The sequence below is a fragment of the Mycobacterium shigaense genome (assembly GCF_002356315.1).
GTDB lineage: Bacteria > Actinomycetota > Actinomycetes > Mycobacteriales > Mycobacteriaceae > Mycobacterium > Mycobacterium shigaense.
This window is the reverse complement of sequence record NZ_AP018164.1, coordinates 958,451-973,118: the sequence shown is the minus strand read 5'-3', so window position 1 is coordinate 973,118 and position 14,668 is coordinate 958,451. Positions and strand designations below refer to the sequence as shown.

Genomic DNA, 14,668 nt, shown 5'->3' with positions numbered 1-14,668 from the left:
TCTGCAGCGTACCGATCGGTCACCGTAGGGTGGTTTCGTGAGGTTTTCGATCTCAATCCCTCAGTTCGATTACGACGGCTTCGACGGCGCCGGGCTGCGCTCGTATCTGGCAAGTGCCGAGGAACTGGGATTCGAGGGCGGCTGGCTCATCGAGCAGACCGTCGGCTCTGCACCCCTGCTGGCTCCGCTGGAACTGCTGGCCTACTGCGCGGCCTTCACCGAACGGTTGCGGCTCGGGGTCGGCGTGCTGGTGACGTCGCTGCACGAACCGTTGCAGCTGGCGCAGTCGATCACCGCCGTAGACCGGATCAGCCACGGCCGGCTCGACGTCGGCGTGGCACCCGGCGGCGGCGCACGCAACTTCGCCGCGTTCGGCGTCGACAAAGATCGCTTCATCTCGTACTTCACCGAGGGCCTGGAGCTGATGAAGGCGGCCTGGTCCGACGAGCCCACCGTGACGTTCCACGGCCAATTCCGTGACGTCGACGGCCTGGGGTCCAACCCCAAGCCGGTGCAGCGGGGCCGCACCCGCCGATCTGGTTCGGCGGGCTGGCGCCCAAGGCGCTGGCCCGGGCGGTACGCCTCGGCGATTCGTTCCTCGGGGCCGGTTCGTCGACCACCGAGTCGTTCGCCGGCGCGGCCAAGATCGTGCGCGAGGAACTCGACAAACAGCAGAAGGATCCCGCGCACTTCGTCATCGGCAAGCGCGTCTACCTGATGATCGACGACGACGCTACGCGAGCCCGCGAACGCGTCGTCGAAGGGCTGCACAACATCTACGGCGACTCCATTCCCGGTGGCGAAAACGTCGGGGTTTCCGGCACGCCCGCCGATGTCATCCGCGGGCTGCGCGAGGTGATCGACACCGGCGCCGAGATGCTGCTGCTGAACCCCGTCGGGCCCGACGTGCCGCAAAACCGCGAGCAGATGGAACGCCTTGCCGCAGAAGTCATTCCGCAGCTGAGCTAACCGCGCGGACGCCGGGCCGACGAGTGCGGGGCCCACGTTCGGCGTCGTTGGCCACGAGCAAAAGCCCCCGACACGCGATGCGTGCGGGGGCTTTTCGCCGGTTGTCCGCCGGAGCTACAGCTCGGTGGCCGAGCCGCCGGCGCCGGTGATCTTCTCGCGCGCGCTGCCGCTGAACTTGTGCGCGGTCAGCTCCACCTTGACGGTCAGCTCGCCGTCACCGAGGACCTTGACCGGAGAGTTCTTGCGGACCGCGCCCTTGGCCACCAGCTCGTCGACACCGATCGTGCCGCCCTGCGGGAAAAGCCGGCTGATGTCACCGACATTGACGATCTCGTACTCGGTGCGGAACCGGTTACGGAATCCCTTGAGCTTGGGCAGCCGCATGTGGATGGGCATCTGCCCACCCTCGAAGGTCACCGGCACGTTCTTGCGTGCCTTGGTGCCCTTGGTGCCGCGGCCCGCGGTCTTACCCTTGGAGCCCTCACCACGACCGACGCGGGTGCGGGCTTTCTTCGACCCGGGCGCAGGCTTCAGGTCGTGCAGTTTGATGGTCACTGTGACTTCCCTTCGGGAGCCGACTCCACCTCGACGAGGTGGCTCACCACCGCGATAAGTCCGCGGGTCTGAGGGTTGTCGTCGCGAATCACCGAATGGCGAATCCGCCGCAGCCCCAGGGTGCGCAGGCTCTCACGCTGCTTCCAGCGTGCCCCGATTGTGCTGCGCACCTGGGTGATTTTCAGTTGAGTGCTCATGGTTGGGCCTCTCGTGCTGCCGCCGCACTGGCCAGCGCGTCACTTTCGCGCCGCGCCTTCAACATTCCGGCCGGGGCGACGTCCTCGATCGGCAGTCCGCGACGAGCGGCCACCTCCTCGGGGCGCTGCAAGAGCTTGAGCGCCGCGACGGTGGCGTGCACCACGTTGATCGCGTTGTCGCTACCCAGCGACTTGGCCAGGATGTCGTGCACCCCAGCGCATTCCAGCACCGCACGCGCCGCGCCGCCGGCGATCACACCGGTACCGGGGCTGGCGGGACGCAGCAGCACTACGCCCGCGGCGGCCTCACCCTGCACCGGGTGCGTGATGGTGCCACCGATCAGCGGCACCCGGAAGAAGCCCTTGCGGGCCTCCTCGACGCCCTTGGCGATCGCGGCGGGGACTTCCTTGGCCTTGCCGTATCCGACACCGACCATGCCCGCGCCGTCGCCGACGATGACCAGGGCGGTGAAGCTGAACCGCCGCCCACCCTTGACCACCTTGGACACGCGGTTGATCGCGACCACACGCTCGAGGTAATTGCTCTTGTCACCGTCGCGGTCACGACCACCACGGCCACCGCCGTCGCGGCCACGGCCACGGCCGTCGCGGTCGCCGCCCCGGTCGCCGCGGCTGTCACGACTGTCCGGGCCGCCCTGCGACCCAGCCGACTGTTCCGCCATTATGCGGTCCTTCCAGTCTTGTTCGTCATCAGGCTGATGTTCCTCATCAGAATTGCAATCCGTTCTCGCGGGCGGCGTCCGCCAGCGCCGCGATCCGTCCGCCGTAGGTGTATCCCCCGCGGTCGAACACCACCGTGTCGATGCCGGCGGCCTTGGCCCGCTCTGCGATCAGTTGACCGACCCGCACGCTGCGGGCTTTCTTGTCCCCGTCCAGACCGCGCACATCGGCCTCGATCGAGGAAGCCGCGGCCACCGTGGTGCCGTTCTCGTCGTTGACCAGCTGCACGTGAATGTGCCGCGAGGACCGGTTCACCACCAGCCGCGGACGCTCCACGGTGCCCGTGAGCTTTTTGCGCAGCCGTGCGTGGCGACGCAGCCGAGAGACCCGGCGGCTTTCAGAAACGCTCTGCCCCACGGGCTTCCGCTCGGCGGTGGCTTGTTTTTGCGCCATGACTACTTACCTGTCTTTCCGACCTTGCGGCGGATCTGCTCACCTTCGTAGCGCACGCCCTTGCCCTTGTAGGGGTCGGGGCGGCGCAGCCGACGGATGTTCGCCGAGATCTGGCCGACCTTCTGCTTGTCGATGCCGGTGACACTGAACTTCGTCGGCGTCTCCACCGCGAACGTGATGCCCTCGGGCGCTTCGATCACCACGGGGTGGCTGTAGCCGAGCGCGAACTCCAGGTTGCTGCCCTTGAGCTGCACGCGGTAACCGACACCGAAGATTTCCATCTTGGTGGTGTAGCCCTGCGTCACGCCGGTGACCAGGTTGGACACCAGGGTCCGCGACAACCCGTGCAACGAACGGTTCTCCCGCTCGTCGTCGGGGCGGGTGACCACGATGGCGCCGTCTTCGTTGCGCGCCACCGTGATTGGCTCGGCGATGGTCAGGTTCAAGGTGCCCTTGGGCCCCTTCACCGACACGTTCTGGCCTTCGATCGTGACGTCGACTCCGGCGGGAACCGGAACCGGCTGCTTACCAATGCGCGACATAGTCTTTCGTTACCTCTCCCCGACTACCACACGTACGCGAGGACTTCGCCGCCCACGCCCTGTCTGGCCGCCTGACGATCGGTGAGCAGGCCGGAAGAGGTCGAGATGATCGCCACGCCCAGACCGCCGAGCACCCGCGGCAGGTTGGTCGACTTGGCGTACACCCGCAAACCCGGCTTGGACACCCGTCGCAAGCCGGCAATGCTGCGTTCCCGGCTCGGTCCGTACTTGAGTTGAACGACCAGTGACTTGCCGACGCGAGCGTCTTCGGTCCGGAAATCGGTGATGTAGCCCTCGCTCTTGAGGATCTGGGCGATGTTCGCCTTGATCTTCGAATGAGGCAGGGTCACCTCGTCGTGGTACGCCGAGTTGGCGTTGCGCAGACGTGTCAAGAAGTCTGCGATCGGGTCCGTCATAGTCATCGAGCGCCACTCCTCTTCATCGCTGCGCTCTGCATCGTCGCTGTCGCTGTCATGACAGTGTCTGTCACCTTCCTCGCGGTGGTTCCCGGCTAGGGCCTGCCGCGCGCCTGTCCTGTAGTTGGTCTGTCGTCCTGGGTGGCCTGTTACCAGCTGCTCTTTTGCACGCCGGGCAATTCGCCCGCGTGCGCCATTTCGCGCAGGCAGATCCTGCACAGCCCGAACTTGCGGAAAACCGCACGCGGGCGGCCGCACTTGTTGCAGCGCGTGTAGCCGCGCACGGCGAACTTCGGCTTGCGTGCGGCCTTGTTGACCAGTGCCTTCTTAGCCATCTACTCAGTTCTCCTTGAACGGAAAGCCGAGGGCCCGCAACAGCGCTCGTCCCTCGTCGTCGTTTGTCGCCGAGGTGACGACGTTGATGTCCATGCCGCGGACCCTGTCGATCTTGTCCACGTCGATCTCGTGGAACACCGACTGCTCGGCGAGCCCGAAGGTGTAGTTTCCGACACCGTCGAACTGCTTGGGCGACAGGCCGCGGAAGTCGCGAATACGCGGCAGCGCGATCGAAGTGAGCCGGTCGAGGAACTCCCACATCCGGTCGCCGCGCAGAGTGACCCGCGCACCGATCGGCATGCCCTCGCGCAACTTGAACTGCGCGATCGACTTACGGGCCTTGCGGATTTCCGGACGCTGCCCGGTGATCAGCGCCAGGTCGCTGACGGCACCGTTGATCAGCTTGGCGTCGCGGGCGGCGTCGCCGACACCCATGTTGACGACGACCTTGGTCACCGTCGGGATCTGCATGACGTTGCCGTAGCCGAACTCCTTCTGCAGCGCATCACGAATCTCGTTGCGGTAGCGCTCTTTCAGGCGGGGCTGCACCTTCTCTGTCGTGGTCACGCTAGATGTCCTTGCCGTTGCGCTTGGAGATGCGGACGCGCTTACCGGTCTCCTCGTCGACCCGGTAGCCGATGCGGGTCGGCTTGCCGTCGGAGTCGACGACCATCACGTTCGACGCGTCGATCGGGGCTTCCTGAGTGACGATTCCGCCAGACTGCGCGCCGCGCTGGTTTGTCGAAACCGCAGTGTGCTTCTTGATCGCGTTGACGCCCTGGACCAGCACCCGGTTGCGTTCCGGGTAGACCTTGAGGACCTTGCCCTTGGCGCCCTTGTCCTTGCCCGCGATCACCAGGACGGTGTCGTCCTTTTTGACCTTCATCTACAACACCTCCGGAGCGAGCGAGATGATCTTCATAAATCGCTTCTCGCGCAGTTCGCGGCCGACCGGCCCGAAGATGCGCGTTCCGCGCGGGTCGTTGTCGGGCTTGATGATCACTGCGGCGTTCTCATCGAATTTGATGTAGCTGCCGTCGGGACGCCTGCGCTCCTTGACGGTGCGCACCACCACGGCCTTGACGACGTCGCCGCGCTTGACGTTGCCGCCGGGAATGGCGTCCTTGACGGTGGCGACGATGACATCACCGATGCCGGCGTAGCGTCGCGACGAACCACCGAGCACCCGGATGCACAAGATCTCCTTGGCACCGGTGTTGTCGGCGACCTTCAGCCGCGATTCCTGCTGAATCACCTGATCTCCTGAACTGGTTCACGTGTGCACGGCAGGAGATCTCGTCTCGGTGAACGGTGCAGCGTGCACCACCCACCAAAAAACCTGACGTGCGCGGTCTTTGTCGCCGAAAGGCACGCAGGGCCGACGTGGTGCAATTACCGGCCGAGGTCTGCCCAAGGCAACCCCTAGAGTTTAGGTGAAGACCTGCGCAGCGCCAAATTCCTGCCAGCACGACGTCGCCGCCGTTGCCCAGCAGCTGCTAGACGATCTCGATGGCGCATGCGCCATCGAGATCGTCCGCGCGCCGAATGGGTTATGCAGGGCGAAAGTTCTCGCCTTCCCTGATATCCATGACCTGTTGGCTCAGGCCTCGGGCTCGATCCTGAGGCCAGTGATCATCGCCGGTTCGATGGCGACGACTGTGTCGGCGTGATTGACCCAGGGCTTGAGCAACAGTTCGTAGCGCGATATTCGATCGGGATCGGTGACGGTGCGGGCGCGTCCAGTGACGACGACGCTCCAGCCCGTGCGTGTCTGTGGGTCCAGGCTGTCGGCCTCGTAGGCCACGACCATGCCTTCGCTGGAACGTGTGGACGCTGAGATCGACGCGTTCAGCCGAGTGCGGATGATGATCCGTCCTTCGTCCAGCAGGTGATTGACCGGGCGGATGGCTGGAAGCGCGTTGAGCGTAAACACGACGCGCCCGTAGCTGACACTGTCGAGCAGTTGTATCGCCTCGACATCGCTGAGCAGCTTGGAACCAGGGGCCGGTCGGGACAGTCCCAGCCCGCCATCAAAACCTTGGTAGTTCACGATCTTAAGCATTTTCTGGACGCCGGTATGCGGTGTAGGGCCATAGGGCCCTACACCGCATGACAAAAGGACACCGGATCGGCGAACCCGGCTGTGGCACACTGTCTCCCTCGCCGGTGCCGACCGGTCGTTGGCCAATCGTTATACGACACGGCGGGCGACAGCGCGCTAGTGCCGCCGCAAAGCCCCAGAATGCGGGGATGACGGTAGTGCGGCAGATGTCGCGGCAGGCCTTCCTACGGGCCGCCGCAGCGACTCTGGCTGCCGGGACGGTGCTCGGTTCCCCGCGCGCGACGGCGGCGCCCAACGCCACCGGCTGGGACGCGCTGTCCACCGCCCTCAACGGGCACCTGATACTCCCGGACAACGGGCAGTTCGGCGCGGTCAAACAGGTCTTCAACACCAACTACAACGGCTCGACCCCGGCGGCGGTCGTCACGCCCACCTCGGTCGCCGACGTGCAAAAGGCCATGGCCTTCGCCGCCGCCCACAATCTCAAGGTCGCCCCCCGCAGCGGCGGGCACTCCTATATCGGCGCCTCCACGGCCAACGGCGCGATGGTCTTCGACCTGCGCCAGCTGCCCGGCGGAATCAACTACGACGCCGCCTCCGGGCAGGTCACGGTGACGCCGGCGACCAGCCTGTACGCCATACACGAGGCGCTGGCCGCGGCGGGCCGCGGCATCCCGACCGGCACCTGCCCGTCGGTCGGCGCGGCGGGGCACGCCCTGGGCGGCGGGCTGGGCGCGCAGTCCCGGCACGCGGGCCTGCTGTGCGACCAGTTGATGTCCGCGTCGGTGGTGCTGCCCGGCGGCCAGGCGGTGACCGCGTCGGCCAACAGCAATCCCGACCTGTTCTGGGCGCTGCGCGGCGGCGGGGGCGGCAACTTCGGGGTGACCACCTCGCTGACCTTCGCCACGTTCCCCACCCACGACGTCGACGTGGTGGTCCACAACTACCCGCAGCAGGCGTTCCCCCAGGTGCTGGTCGGTTGGCAGAACTGGCTGCGCACCGCCGACCGCAACAGCTGGGCGCTGGCCGACAGCACGACCGACGCGATGGGCCAGCACTGCCGCATCATGGCGACGTGCCCGGCCGGGTCCGGCGGCAGCGTGGCCAACGCCATCACAACGGCGGTGGGAGTGCAGCCGAGCGGGACCGAGAACCACACCTTCGGCTACATGGACTTGGTGCGGTATCTGGCCGTCGGCAACCTCAACCCGGCCCCGCTGGGATATGTCGGCGGCTCCGATGTCTTCACCACGATGACCCCGGCGACCGCGCAGGGAATCGCCGCCGCCGTCAACGCCTTCCCGCGCAGCGCGGGCCGCATGCTGGCGATCATGCACGCGCTGGACGGCGCCCTGGCGACGGTGGCGCCGACGGCCACCGCCTTCCCCTGGCGCCGACAGGCGTCCCTGGTGCAGTGGTACGTGGAAACCGGTGACCAGGCGGCGGCCACCGCCTGGTTGACCACGGCACACCAAGCGGTGCAACAGTATTCGGTCGGCGGATACGTGAACTACATCGAGGCCAACCAGCCGCCGTCGCGGTACTTCGGCCCGAACCTGCCCAAGCTGACTGCCGTGCGACAGAAGTATGATCCAAGCCGAATCATGTTCTCCGGCTTGAACTTCTGAGTCAGCTGGATCTTCGATACCACGCGATGACGTAGAGCACCAGCGCGGTGGCCAGCCCGATCAGCACCCAGATCACCACGGCCTGATCGATCCACGCACCCGCGGGTGGCGTGCCGGGCAGAATGTTGCGCAGCGGGACCACGGCGAAAAGCATGGCCGCATACCAGGTGGAAAACGGCGGCAGGAAAGCCCTGCGCCCCGTCAGCATCTGAATGGCCACGAACAGCGCCAGGGTCGGCAGCGTGATCAGGACCAGGCAGATGCCGAGATCGAACACCAAGGGGCCCTTGGCCCGGTGCAGGGTGATGATGACGTTGTCGGGTCGATCGGGGTCGGTTTTGTTGCGCGGGACCCGGGTTTCCTCGACGTCCCAGCCCTCGAGCGAGCCGGTCACTTCCACCCGGCCGAATTTGTATTGACGGTTGTCGCCCGAGCCGACGAGGACGTCAGCCTGAATCAGGTCCGTCCGGTAAGAGTCGAAGGGCCAGTCGCCCGGGTCGCCGTGCGCCTCGATGGTGGTGGAAACTTGTGCCGGAAGCTTCCCCACCGGGTACTGCAGGTCACCCAGGTCGTTCTGTGGGAAGAAGCGCACCGAGGTGTCGGTGTTCAACACGTTGAGGCGCTTGTTGAGCAGCGAGTCGTCGGGCATCACCAGCACCTTGACATCGAGGCGATTGGCCACGGTGTGCAGCTGTTCGAGGCGGACCAGCACCACGGTGCCGTCGGCCGTGCTCAATTCCGGCTGGGGCAGCTTCGGCGCGCTGGCCAGCAGGTGATAGCCGAGCAGCGACAGGGCGTAGATGCAGACGACGCCCAGCACGATGAGGATGTCCAGCACTATGTGCCGGCGTCGCTTCGGCTTGTCCTGGGATTCGGGTTCCGGCGGGGCCGGCGGCGACACACCAGCGGGTGCCTCGGTCCGCGCCGCCAGCACCTCGGCCAGGTCGAACTCGGGCTCCCCGCCGGCAGGCTCATACGCCGACGGGGTTAATTCCCGTTGGAGGGTCACGCACCGAGATGCTAGCAACGCCGATATTTGCTGACCTTGGAGAAAACAGCGTTGCTACGTGGTGTTAACACACTGCTGACATTCGCTGCCGCGAACGTCAGTCGCCTTGCCGTACCCAGGCGATGATGTACAGGGTCATGGCTGTCCCCAACCCGATCAGCACCCACTGGACGACGGCCTGGTCGATCCACGAGCCCGCGGGCGGCGAACCCGGCAGGAAGTTACGCAGCGGGACGACGGCAAACAGCATCGCGGCGTACCAGGTTCCGAACGGGGGCACGAACTTTCGCCGGCCCAGCACCATCGGAATGGCGACCCACAGCGCCAGGGTGGGCAAGGCGATCAGGACCGCGATGATGGCCAGGTCGAAGACCAGCGGACCCTTGGCCCGTTTCAGGGTGATCACGAGGCTCGCGTCGTCATCGCCCGCGGGCGCTGCATCACCGTTGTCGTTGACGCGGGAGACGCCGACGTCCCAGCCCTCCAACGAGCCGGTCACCTCGACGCGACCCGGATACTTCCGGCGGCCGTCGCCCGTCCCGATGAAAGTGTCGGCCGAGATCTTTTCGGTGGTGTACTTGTCGAATGGCCAGTTACCGGGATCGCCGTGCGCCTCGATCTTCGTCTGGACCTGCGCCGGGGCCTTTCCGATCGGAAACACCAGGTCGCCCAGGTCACTGGTCGGATACAGGCGCACCGCCACATCCTTGGCCAGCACATCGAAGCGCTTGTCGTAAGTCGAATCCGGCGGATACACCAGCACATCCACGGTGAGCCGGTTTGCCGAGGTCTTCAGCTCGTCGAGGCGCAGCTGCACGATCGTGTAGTTGCCCGCGCCCTCGCTCAAGTCCAGCGGCGGCAGCGGACCCGCGGATCGCTGCAGGTAGTGGACGGCAAACAGGGACAGGGCGTAGGCGCCCACGACAACGACCATGACGCCGACGGCGATCAAGACATTCCTTTTGCGCCGGTTGAACGCGGCCTGAAAACGCCCGAAGCGCGTCGTGGGCGGCTCTTCCTCGGGCTCCGGCGCAGGCGCCTCGTCGTCCGGCGGTGGCGGGGGCGGTAGCTGCGACGTGTCAGTGGTCATCGGCCGCGCCCGAACCCGTGTGCCGCGGGCGCGCCGCTTTGCCCAGATCGCCGATGCAATCGAGTTCGTCGAGACGACACGGGGTCCGATGCTAGCGAATAGCGCGTACCGGGGCTCGCGAAATCCCATGTCGGAGGGACTTCGTCACCTGTTGGCCAGGCGGCGTTCACACTGCGGGCCGATCCGGGCGGAGTGCGCGACCGCGCCGCACGGAAACGTTGCTAGACCGACTCGCGGGTCAACACGCAGCGAAAACCGATGTGCGTGGTCGAGGTGTCCTGCGATTGCGGCGATCGGGCCGCCGGACGGTAGCGGTGACAATACTCGGGAGCGCACAGGTGCGAGCCGCCCTTCAACGTCTGGCTGATGCTCGGATCCGGCGCTTTCGGGGGGCCCGACGGGGTGCAGCAGGCCTTCGGCGGTTGCTCGAGCCGATGGTGAGCGGAGAACTCGGTGGAGGTCCACTCCCAGACATTGCCGATCATGTCGAACAGCCCGAAACCGTTGGGCGGGAACGTCCCCACCGGCGACGTGCCCACCCAGCCGAGTGCGCCGTCGTTTCGATAGGGGAATCTGCCCTGCCACCTGTTGGCCATCAGCCGGCCGTCGGGATTCACCTCGTCGCCCCAGGCGTAGATCGCGCTGCTGCCGGCCCGGGCCGCGTACTCCCACTCGGCCTCGGTCGGCAGCCGCCGACCGGCCCAGTGCGCGTAGGCCGCGGCGTCGGGGTAGGCGACTTGCACGACGGGGTGATCGCCCCGGTCGTCGACGCCGCTATCCGGACCGACCGGGTGGCGCCAGCAGGCGCCCGGCACCCACGTCCACCATTGCCGCCAGTCGCGCAGATCCACCGGGCCCGGGGTCGGGCGGAAGACCAGTGCGCCGGCTCGCAGCTCCGCGGGATCGATGCCCGGATACAGCGCCGGATCGACCGGCTGTTCCGCGACCGTGACATAGTCTGTAGCGGAGACGAATTCGGCGAATTGCGCGTTGGTCACCGGATGACGCTCCACCGCAAAGGGGCCCACGGTCGCCGTATGGATCGGGGCCTCTTCGGGATAAAAACTCGTCGAGCCCATGCGGAAGGAACCGCCGGGCAGATCGACCAGCTCGGTGAGCACCACCTCAGCCTAGGACGCGCCGGGCCACCCGGGGACCCGAGCCCGGTGCCGCGGCAAGCGCTAATCCGACTTCTTGTACCAAGTGCGCATGTACATCACCATCGCCGCGACGAGGGCGATCAGCACCCAGATCACCAGCGCTTGGTCGATCCAGGCACCCGGCGGCGGGGCACCGGGAAGGAAGTTGCGGATAGGAATCACCGCGAACAGCAGCGCGGCAAACCACCCGCCGAATGGCGGCACCAACTTCCGCTTACCCGTCGCCATCGGAACGACCACCGCCAACGCCATAGTGGCCAGGGCGAAGAGCACCAAACAGATTCCCAGATCGAAAATCAGCGGGGCCTTTGATCTGTGCAGCGTGATTATCACGCTGTCGCCGGTGGCGTCCTCCCGGCCGCCTTCGCCGACCCGCTGAACGCTGACGTCCCAGCCTTCCAACTTGCCGGCCACTTCGACACGGGCAGGTATGTATTTGCGGTCGTCGCCAGAGCCGACCAGCACGTCGGCGGACAGCGTGTCCGTCGTGTAGGAGTCGAAGGGCCAGATCTCGGGATCCCCGTGGGCCTCGACCGTGGTGGACACCTGCGCGGGCGACTTCCCCGCCGGATAGACCAAGTCTCCCAGGTCATTCGGCGGATCCATGCGAACTGCGGTGTCGGATTTGAGGACCTCGAGCCGCGAGTCCCACATGTCCTCCTTCGGATACACAAGCACCTTCACCGCGAGTCGATTGGCGACGGTCTTGAGCTCCTCGATGCGCACAAGCACGACGGTGTCCTCGGCCGCGTTGAGATCCGGAGCCTTCAGCGGCGCCGCCGATCGGCCCAGCAGGTGAAAGCCGAACAACGACAGGCCGTAGACCGCGATGAACGCGATGAGAATGCCCACACCGACAATCAGAGGTGAGCGCTCTTTGGACGGTAGGGCGTGTTCGGCGGGCGGGTTCTCAACGGTCATCGGACACCACCATCACCGCTAGCAAGGGGCGGGCGCGCATTCGCTGGACGGACAAGCCGATCGGGAGCGACACGAATTCGAATGGTAATAAACCGGCCCCCGTTGCGCTACGACATGAGGATTTCCGAGAATGTTCGTTCGAAGCCGCGATCTGGACCCGTTCCCGTTCATCTGATGTTTGTTTGCGCGTAGCTCGATAGCCGTAAATTTCGACGGGCGGCGAAAACGGTATGTCGGGCGTCCCGGCACCGGTCTCACCGCTGAAGTCGGACGCCGTGGCCGCCGCTGCCACTCGCCCGGCTTGCCCTATCGCTACGTTGCCGGAGAGCAAGTGGAGACCCCTTATCGCACCCCCACCCCCGGGATGACCTCGCCGTCGCCGGGCATCACCGGCGCCACAACCGCCGCATCCTTTTACCGTCTGTCGTTCCCGAGGAGGCAATCAACGTGAAGCGCAACCGATCGGGTGCCGCGATCAGCGTCCTGACCGCGGCCGCGCTGATGCTGTCGGGGTGCAGCAAGCCGCACACGGCCCTGGCCTACGCCAACGGGGCCCGGGTGGATTGCGGTGGCAAGCAAGCCATCACGGCAAGCGGCTCGACCGCGCAGGCCAACGCGGTCACGCAGTTCATCGCCGCGTTCACCAAGGCGTGCAAGGGCCAAACCCTCGACTACACCGCCAACGGCTCCGGCGCGGGAATCAGCGACTTCCTTGCCGGCAAGACCGATTTCGGCGCCTCCGACCTACCGCTGTCCGGTGACCAGTACGCGGCTGCCAAGCAGCGCTGCGGCGGCAACGACGCGTGGAATCTGCCCGTGGTCTTCGGTCCGATCGCCATCACCTACAACCTCAATGCCGTCGACAACCTGGTACTCGACGCGCCCACGCTGGCACGGATCTTCAACGGCAGTATCACGCGCTGGGACGACCCGGCCCTCACCGCGCTCAACACGTCAATGCCGCCGGAGGACATCCACGTCGTCTACCGCGAGGACCCGTCCGGCACCACCGCAAACTTTCAGGCCTACCTGCAGGCCGCATCCGGTGGAACGTGGGACAAAGGCACCGGCAAGATCTTCAACGGCGGCGTGGGTATCGGCAGGCACGGCAACAGCGGCACCTCCGTGGAGGTGAAGAACACCGAGGGCGCGATCAGCTACAACGAATACTCATTCGCCCAGCAGCAGAACCTTTTCAGCGCCCAGATCAAGACGTCGGCGAGCCGCAAATCGCTGCGGCCGGTGCGCATCGGCGCCGACACGGTCGGCAAGACCATCAGCAACGCCAAGATCGCGGGCAAGGGCAACGACCTGGTGCTCGATCTGTCCGCGTTCTACAACCCCACCCAACCCGACGTCTACCCGATCGTCATGGTCACCTACGAGATCATCTGCTCGAAGTACCCCAGCCCCGAAGTGGGCCAGGCGGTGAAGGCGTTCCTGCAGGCCGCGGTCGGACCGGGGCAGGCCGACCTCGACAAGCACGGCTACATCCCGCTGCCACCGGACTTCCAGTCGAAGGTGTTCGGCGCCGTCGACGCGATCACCGCGACGCCGGGAGCGACGAACGGGCTGACCGGCTAGTTCAGGTCTTCTGCTTCCTGGGCTTCGGCCCTTTTCGATCGCGTTGCTGCCACCAACCGATCAGGAACAAGGCCAGGGCGACGACCAAAGCGATCAGTACCCAGAGCACGACGGCCTGATCGATCCACGAACCGTAAGGCGGACTGCCCGGCAGGATATTTCGCAGCGGGACGATCGCGAACAGCATCGCGCCGTACCACGTCGTCATCGGTGGCAGGAACGACGTCCTGCCGAGCGCGACGGGAACGGCCACCCACAGCGCCAGCACTGGCAGGGCGATCAGGACCAGGATGATGCCGAGGTCGAAGATCAACGGCCCCTTGGACCGCTGCAGCGTGATGACGACGTTGTCCAGCGAATTCGGGTTCGAATCGTCCGGGTCGTGCACGCGGGTGACGCTGGCGTCCCAGCCGTCCAACCTTCCCGTGACTTCGACTCGGGCGGCGGTCTTTTCGCGTGACGGGCCCGACCCGGTGAACACATCGGCCGCGATCGTGTCGGTCTTGTACGTATCGAACGGCCAGTTACCGGGATCGCCGCGCGCCTCGATGTTGGTGCTCACCTGCGCTGGCGCCTTGCCCACCGGGTACTGCAGGTCACCCAGGTCGTTGTCCGGATACAGGCGCACGGCCGCATCGGTGGTCAGCACGCCGAAGTTCTTGTCGTACAGCGAAGTCTTCGGGTAGACAAGCACATTCACCGTCAGTCGGTTGGCCACCGTATCCAGCTTCTCGAGGTGGACCGACACCACGTTGTCGTCCTCCTCGACCTTGCTGAAGTCCACCGCCGGCAACGGAGGCGCCGATTTGGCCAACAGGTGCACGGCAATCAGGGACAGGACGTAGATAACAACGAGGGCTACGACGACTCCAAAAGCAATCGCGACGCGTCGTCCTCGCGAGTCCGGTGTCGGCGGTAGCGGCGGAGCTTCGGTCGTCATTTGGCCTCACCACCAGAAGTAGGACGAAAAACTGGAGCCATCCCGAACGGTACGGGGACAGATGCTAGCAGTTCAGCGGTGTTTTGCCAGCGCAACTGATCGCGAGATGCCCGGCGGCGCGGCGC

At 65.9% G+C, this 14,668-nt stretch carries 18 protein-coding genes and 1 pseudogene; 3 read left to right on the top strand and 16 right to left on the bottom strand.

What is annotated here, in order from left to right:
- Positions 1 to 37: 37 nt before the first annotated feature.
- A pseudogene (locus MSG_RS04605) lies at positions 38 to 969 on the top strand (LLM class flavin-dependent oxidoreductase).
- Between the two features lie 114 nt (positions 970 to 1,083).
- On the opposite strand, the gene rplO reads toward MSG_RS04605, so the two are convergent.
- The 11 genes from rplO to MSG_RS04550 form a co-directional block, all read right to left on the bottom strand.
- A complete protein-coding gene (gene rplO, locus MSG_RS04600) occupies positions 1,084 to 1,524 on the bottom strand; it encodes a 50S ribosomal protein L15 (protein WP_096437479.1) in 441 nt (146 codons plus the stop codon).
- Complete coding sequence (rpmD, locus tag MSG_RS04595; RefSeq protein ID WP_096437477.1) at positions 1,521 to 1,721, bottom strand: 50S ribosomal protein L30; 201 nt, start codon at positions 1,719 to 1,721, stop codon at positions 1,521 to 1,523. Before rpmD ends, rplO begins: the two co-directional genes overlap by 4 nt.
- Positions 1,718 to 2,404 carry a 30S ribosomal protein S5 gene (gene rpsE / locus MSG_RS04590; RefSeq protein WP_096437475.1) on the bottom strand — a complete coding sequence of 229 codons (687 nt, stop codon included), beginning with the start codon at positions 2,402 to 2,404 and terminating at the stop codon, positions 1,718 to 1,720. The genes rpmD and rpsE overlap by 4 nt, the downstream gene beginning before the upstream one ends.
- A 46-nt stretch (positions 2,405 to 2,450) precedes the next feature.
- Positions 2,451 to 2,819, bottom strand: a complete 369-nt coding sequence (gene rplR / locus MSG_RS04585; RefSeq protein WP_096444066.1) for a 50S ribosomal protein L18 — start codon at positions 2,817 to 2,819, stop codon at positions 2,451 to 2,453.
- 38 nt (positions 2,820 to 2,857) lie between these two features.
- Positions 2,858 to 3,397, bottom strand: a complete 540-nt coding sequence (gene rplF / locus MSG_RS04580; protein WP_096437473.1) for a 50S ribosomal protein L6 — start codon at positions 3,395 to 3,397, stop codon at positions 2,858 to 2,860.
- Positions 3,398 to 3,420: 23 nt separating this feature from the next.
- Positions 3,421 to 3,819, bottom strand: coding sequence for a 30S ribosomal protein S8 (rpsH, locus tag MSG_RS04575; RefSeq protein WP_096437471.1), 399 nt, complete (start codon positions 3,817 to 3,819; stop codon positions 3,421 to 3,423).
- Between the two features lie 143 nt (positions 3,820 to 3,962).
- A complete protein-coding gene (locus MSG_RS04570; protein WP_003873499.1) occupies positions 3,963 to 4,148 on the bottom strand; it encodes a type Z 30S ribosomal protein S14 in 186 nt (61 codons plus the stop codon).
- Between the two features lie 4 nt (positions 4,149 to 4,152).
- Entirely contained in the window at positions 4,153 to 4,716 is a 564-nt protein-coding gene (rplE, locus tag MSG_RS04565; RefSeq protein WP_096437469.1) for a 50S ribosomal protein L5, read from the bottom strand.
- 1 nt (position 4,717) lies between these two features.
- On the bottom strand, positions 4,718 to 5,035 hold the full coding sequence (gene rplX, locus MSG_RS04560) for a 50S ribosomal protein L24 (RefSeq protein ID WP_096437467.1): 318 nt from the start codon (positions 5,033 to 5,035) through the stop codon (positions 4,718 to 4,720).
- Positions 5,036 to 5,404, bottom strand: a complete 369-nt coding sequence (gene rplN / locus MSG_RS04555) for a 50S ribosomal protein L14 (protein WP_003403649.1) — start codon at positions 5,402 to 5,404, stop codon at positions 5,036 to 5,038.
- Positions 5,405 to 5,749: 345 nt separating this feature from the next.
- Positions 5,750 to 6,172 (bottom strand): pyridoxamine 5'-phosphate oxidase family protein, encoded by a 423-nt coding sequence (locus tag MSG_RS04550; protein ID WP_232011241.1) that lies wholly within the window; start codon positions 6,170 to 6,172, stop codon positions 5,750 to 5,752.
- A 227-nt stretch (positions 6,173 to 6,399) separates the two neighbouring features.
- On the opposite strand from MSG_RS04550, the gene MSG_RS04545 reads away from it, so the two are divergent.
- Positions 6,400 to 7,839, top strand: coding sequence for an FAD-dependent oxidoreductase (locus MSG_RS04545; RefSeq protein WP_096437463.1), 1,440 nt, complete (start codon positions 6,400 to 6,402; stop codon positions 7,837 to 7,839).
- 1 nt (position 7,840) lies between these two features.
- Here MSG_RS04545 and MSG_RS04540 read toward each other — a convergent pair whose 3' ends face one another.
- The 4 genes from MSG_RS04540 to MSG_RS04525 form a co-directional block, all read right to left on the bottom strand.
- Positions 7,841 to 8,770, bottom strand: a complete 930-nt coding sequence (locus MSG_RS04540; RefSeq protein ID WP_373421205.1) for a DUF4436 domain-containing protein — start codon at positions 8,768 to 8,770, stop codon at positions 7,841 to 7,843.
- 175 nt (positions 8,771 to 8,945) lie between these two features.
- On the bottom strand, positions 8,946 to 9,782 hold the full coding sequence (locus MSG_RS04535; RefSeq protein ID WP_232011240.1) for a DUF4436 domain-containing protein: 837 nt from the start codon (positions 9,780 to 9,782) through the stop codon (positions 8,946 to 8,948).
- Between the two features lie 377 nt (positions 9,783 to 10,159).
- Positions 10,160 to 11,059: a formylglycine-generating enzyme family protein gene (locus MSG_RS04530; RefSeq protein WP_096444060.1), complete on the bottom strand. Its 900-nt coding sequence runs from the start codon at positions 11,057 to 11,059 to the stop codon at positions 10,160 to 10,162.
- A 60-nt stretch (positions 11,060 to 11,119) separates the two neighbouring features.
- Entirely contained in the window at positions 11,120 to 12,019 is a 900-nt protein-coding gene (locus MSG_RS04525) for a DUF4436 domain-containing protein (RefSeq protein ID WP_096437461.1), read from the bottom strand.
- A gap of 447 nt (positions 12,020 to 12,466) precedes the next feature.
- Here MSG_RS04525 and pstS point away from each other — a divergent pair, with 447 nt between their 5' ends.
- The gene (gene pstS / locus MSG_RS04520) at positions 12,467 to 13,603 is read left to right on the top strand and encodes a phosphate ABC transporter substrate-binding protein PstS (RefSeq protein ID WP_181159239.1); all 1,137 of its coding nucleotides are present in this window, start codon (positions 12,467 to 12,469) and stop codon (positions 13,601 to 13,603) included.
- Between the two features lies 1 nt (position 13,604).
- Here pstS and MSG_RS04515 read toward each other — a convergent pair whose 3' ends face one another.
- Positions 13,605 to 14,543: a DUF4436 domain-containing protein gene (locus MSG_RS04515; RefSeq protein ID WP_096437459.1), complete on the bottom strand. Its 939-nt coding sequence runs from the start codon at positions 14,541 to 14,543 to the stop codon at positions 13,605 to 13,607.
- Positions 14,544 to 14,668 lie beyond the last annotated feature (125 nt).

What these genes read in the sequence shown, in the direction of transcription:
- MSG_RS04545 (WP_096437463.1), top strand. Translation starts at nt 6,400, where the DNA reads ATGACGGTAGTGCGGCAGATGTCGCGGCAGGCCTTCCTACGGGCCGCC.
- rpsE (WP_096437475.1), bottom strand. Translation starts at nt 2,404, where the DNA reads ATGGCGGAACAGTCGGCTGGGTCGCAGGGCGGCCCGGACAGTCGTGAC.
- MSG_RS04525 (WP_096437461.1), bottom strand. Translation starts at nt 12,019, where the DNA reads ATGACCGTTGAGAACCCGCCCGCCGAACACGCCCTACCGTCCAAAGAG.
- MSG_RS04535 (WP_232011240.1), bottom strand. Translation starts at nt 9,782, where the DNA reads ATGGTCGTTGTCGTGGGCGCCTACGCCCTGTCCCTGTTTGCCGTCCAC.
- MSG_RS04515 (WP_096437459.1), bottom strand. Translation starts at nt 14,543, where the DNA reads ATGACGACCGAAGCTCCGCCGCTACCGCCGACACCGGACTCGCGAGGA.
- rplX (WP_096437467.1), bottom strand. Translation starts at nt 5,035, where the DNA reads ATGAAGGTCAAAAAGGACGACACCGTCCTGGTGATCGCGGGCAAGGAC.
- rplF (WP_096437473.1), bottom strand. Translation starts at nt 3,397, where the DNA reads ATGTCGCGCATTGGTAAGCAGCCGGTTCCGGTTCCCGCCGGAGTCGAC.
- MSG_RS04570 (WP_003873499.1), bottom strand. Translation starts at nt 4,148, where the DNA reads ATGGCTAAGAAGGCACTGGTCAACAAGGCCGCACGCAAGCCGAAGTTC.
- rpmD (WP_096437477.1), bottom strand. Translation starts at nt 1,721, where the DNA reads ATGAGCACTCAACTGAAAATCACCCAGGTGCGCAGCACAATCGGGGCA.
- rpsH (WP_096437471.1), bottom strand. Translation starts at nt 3,819, where the DNA reads ATGACTATGACGGACCCGATCGCAGACTTCTTGACACGTCTGCGCAAC.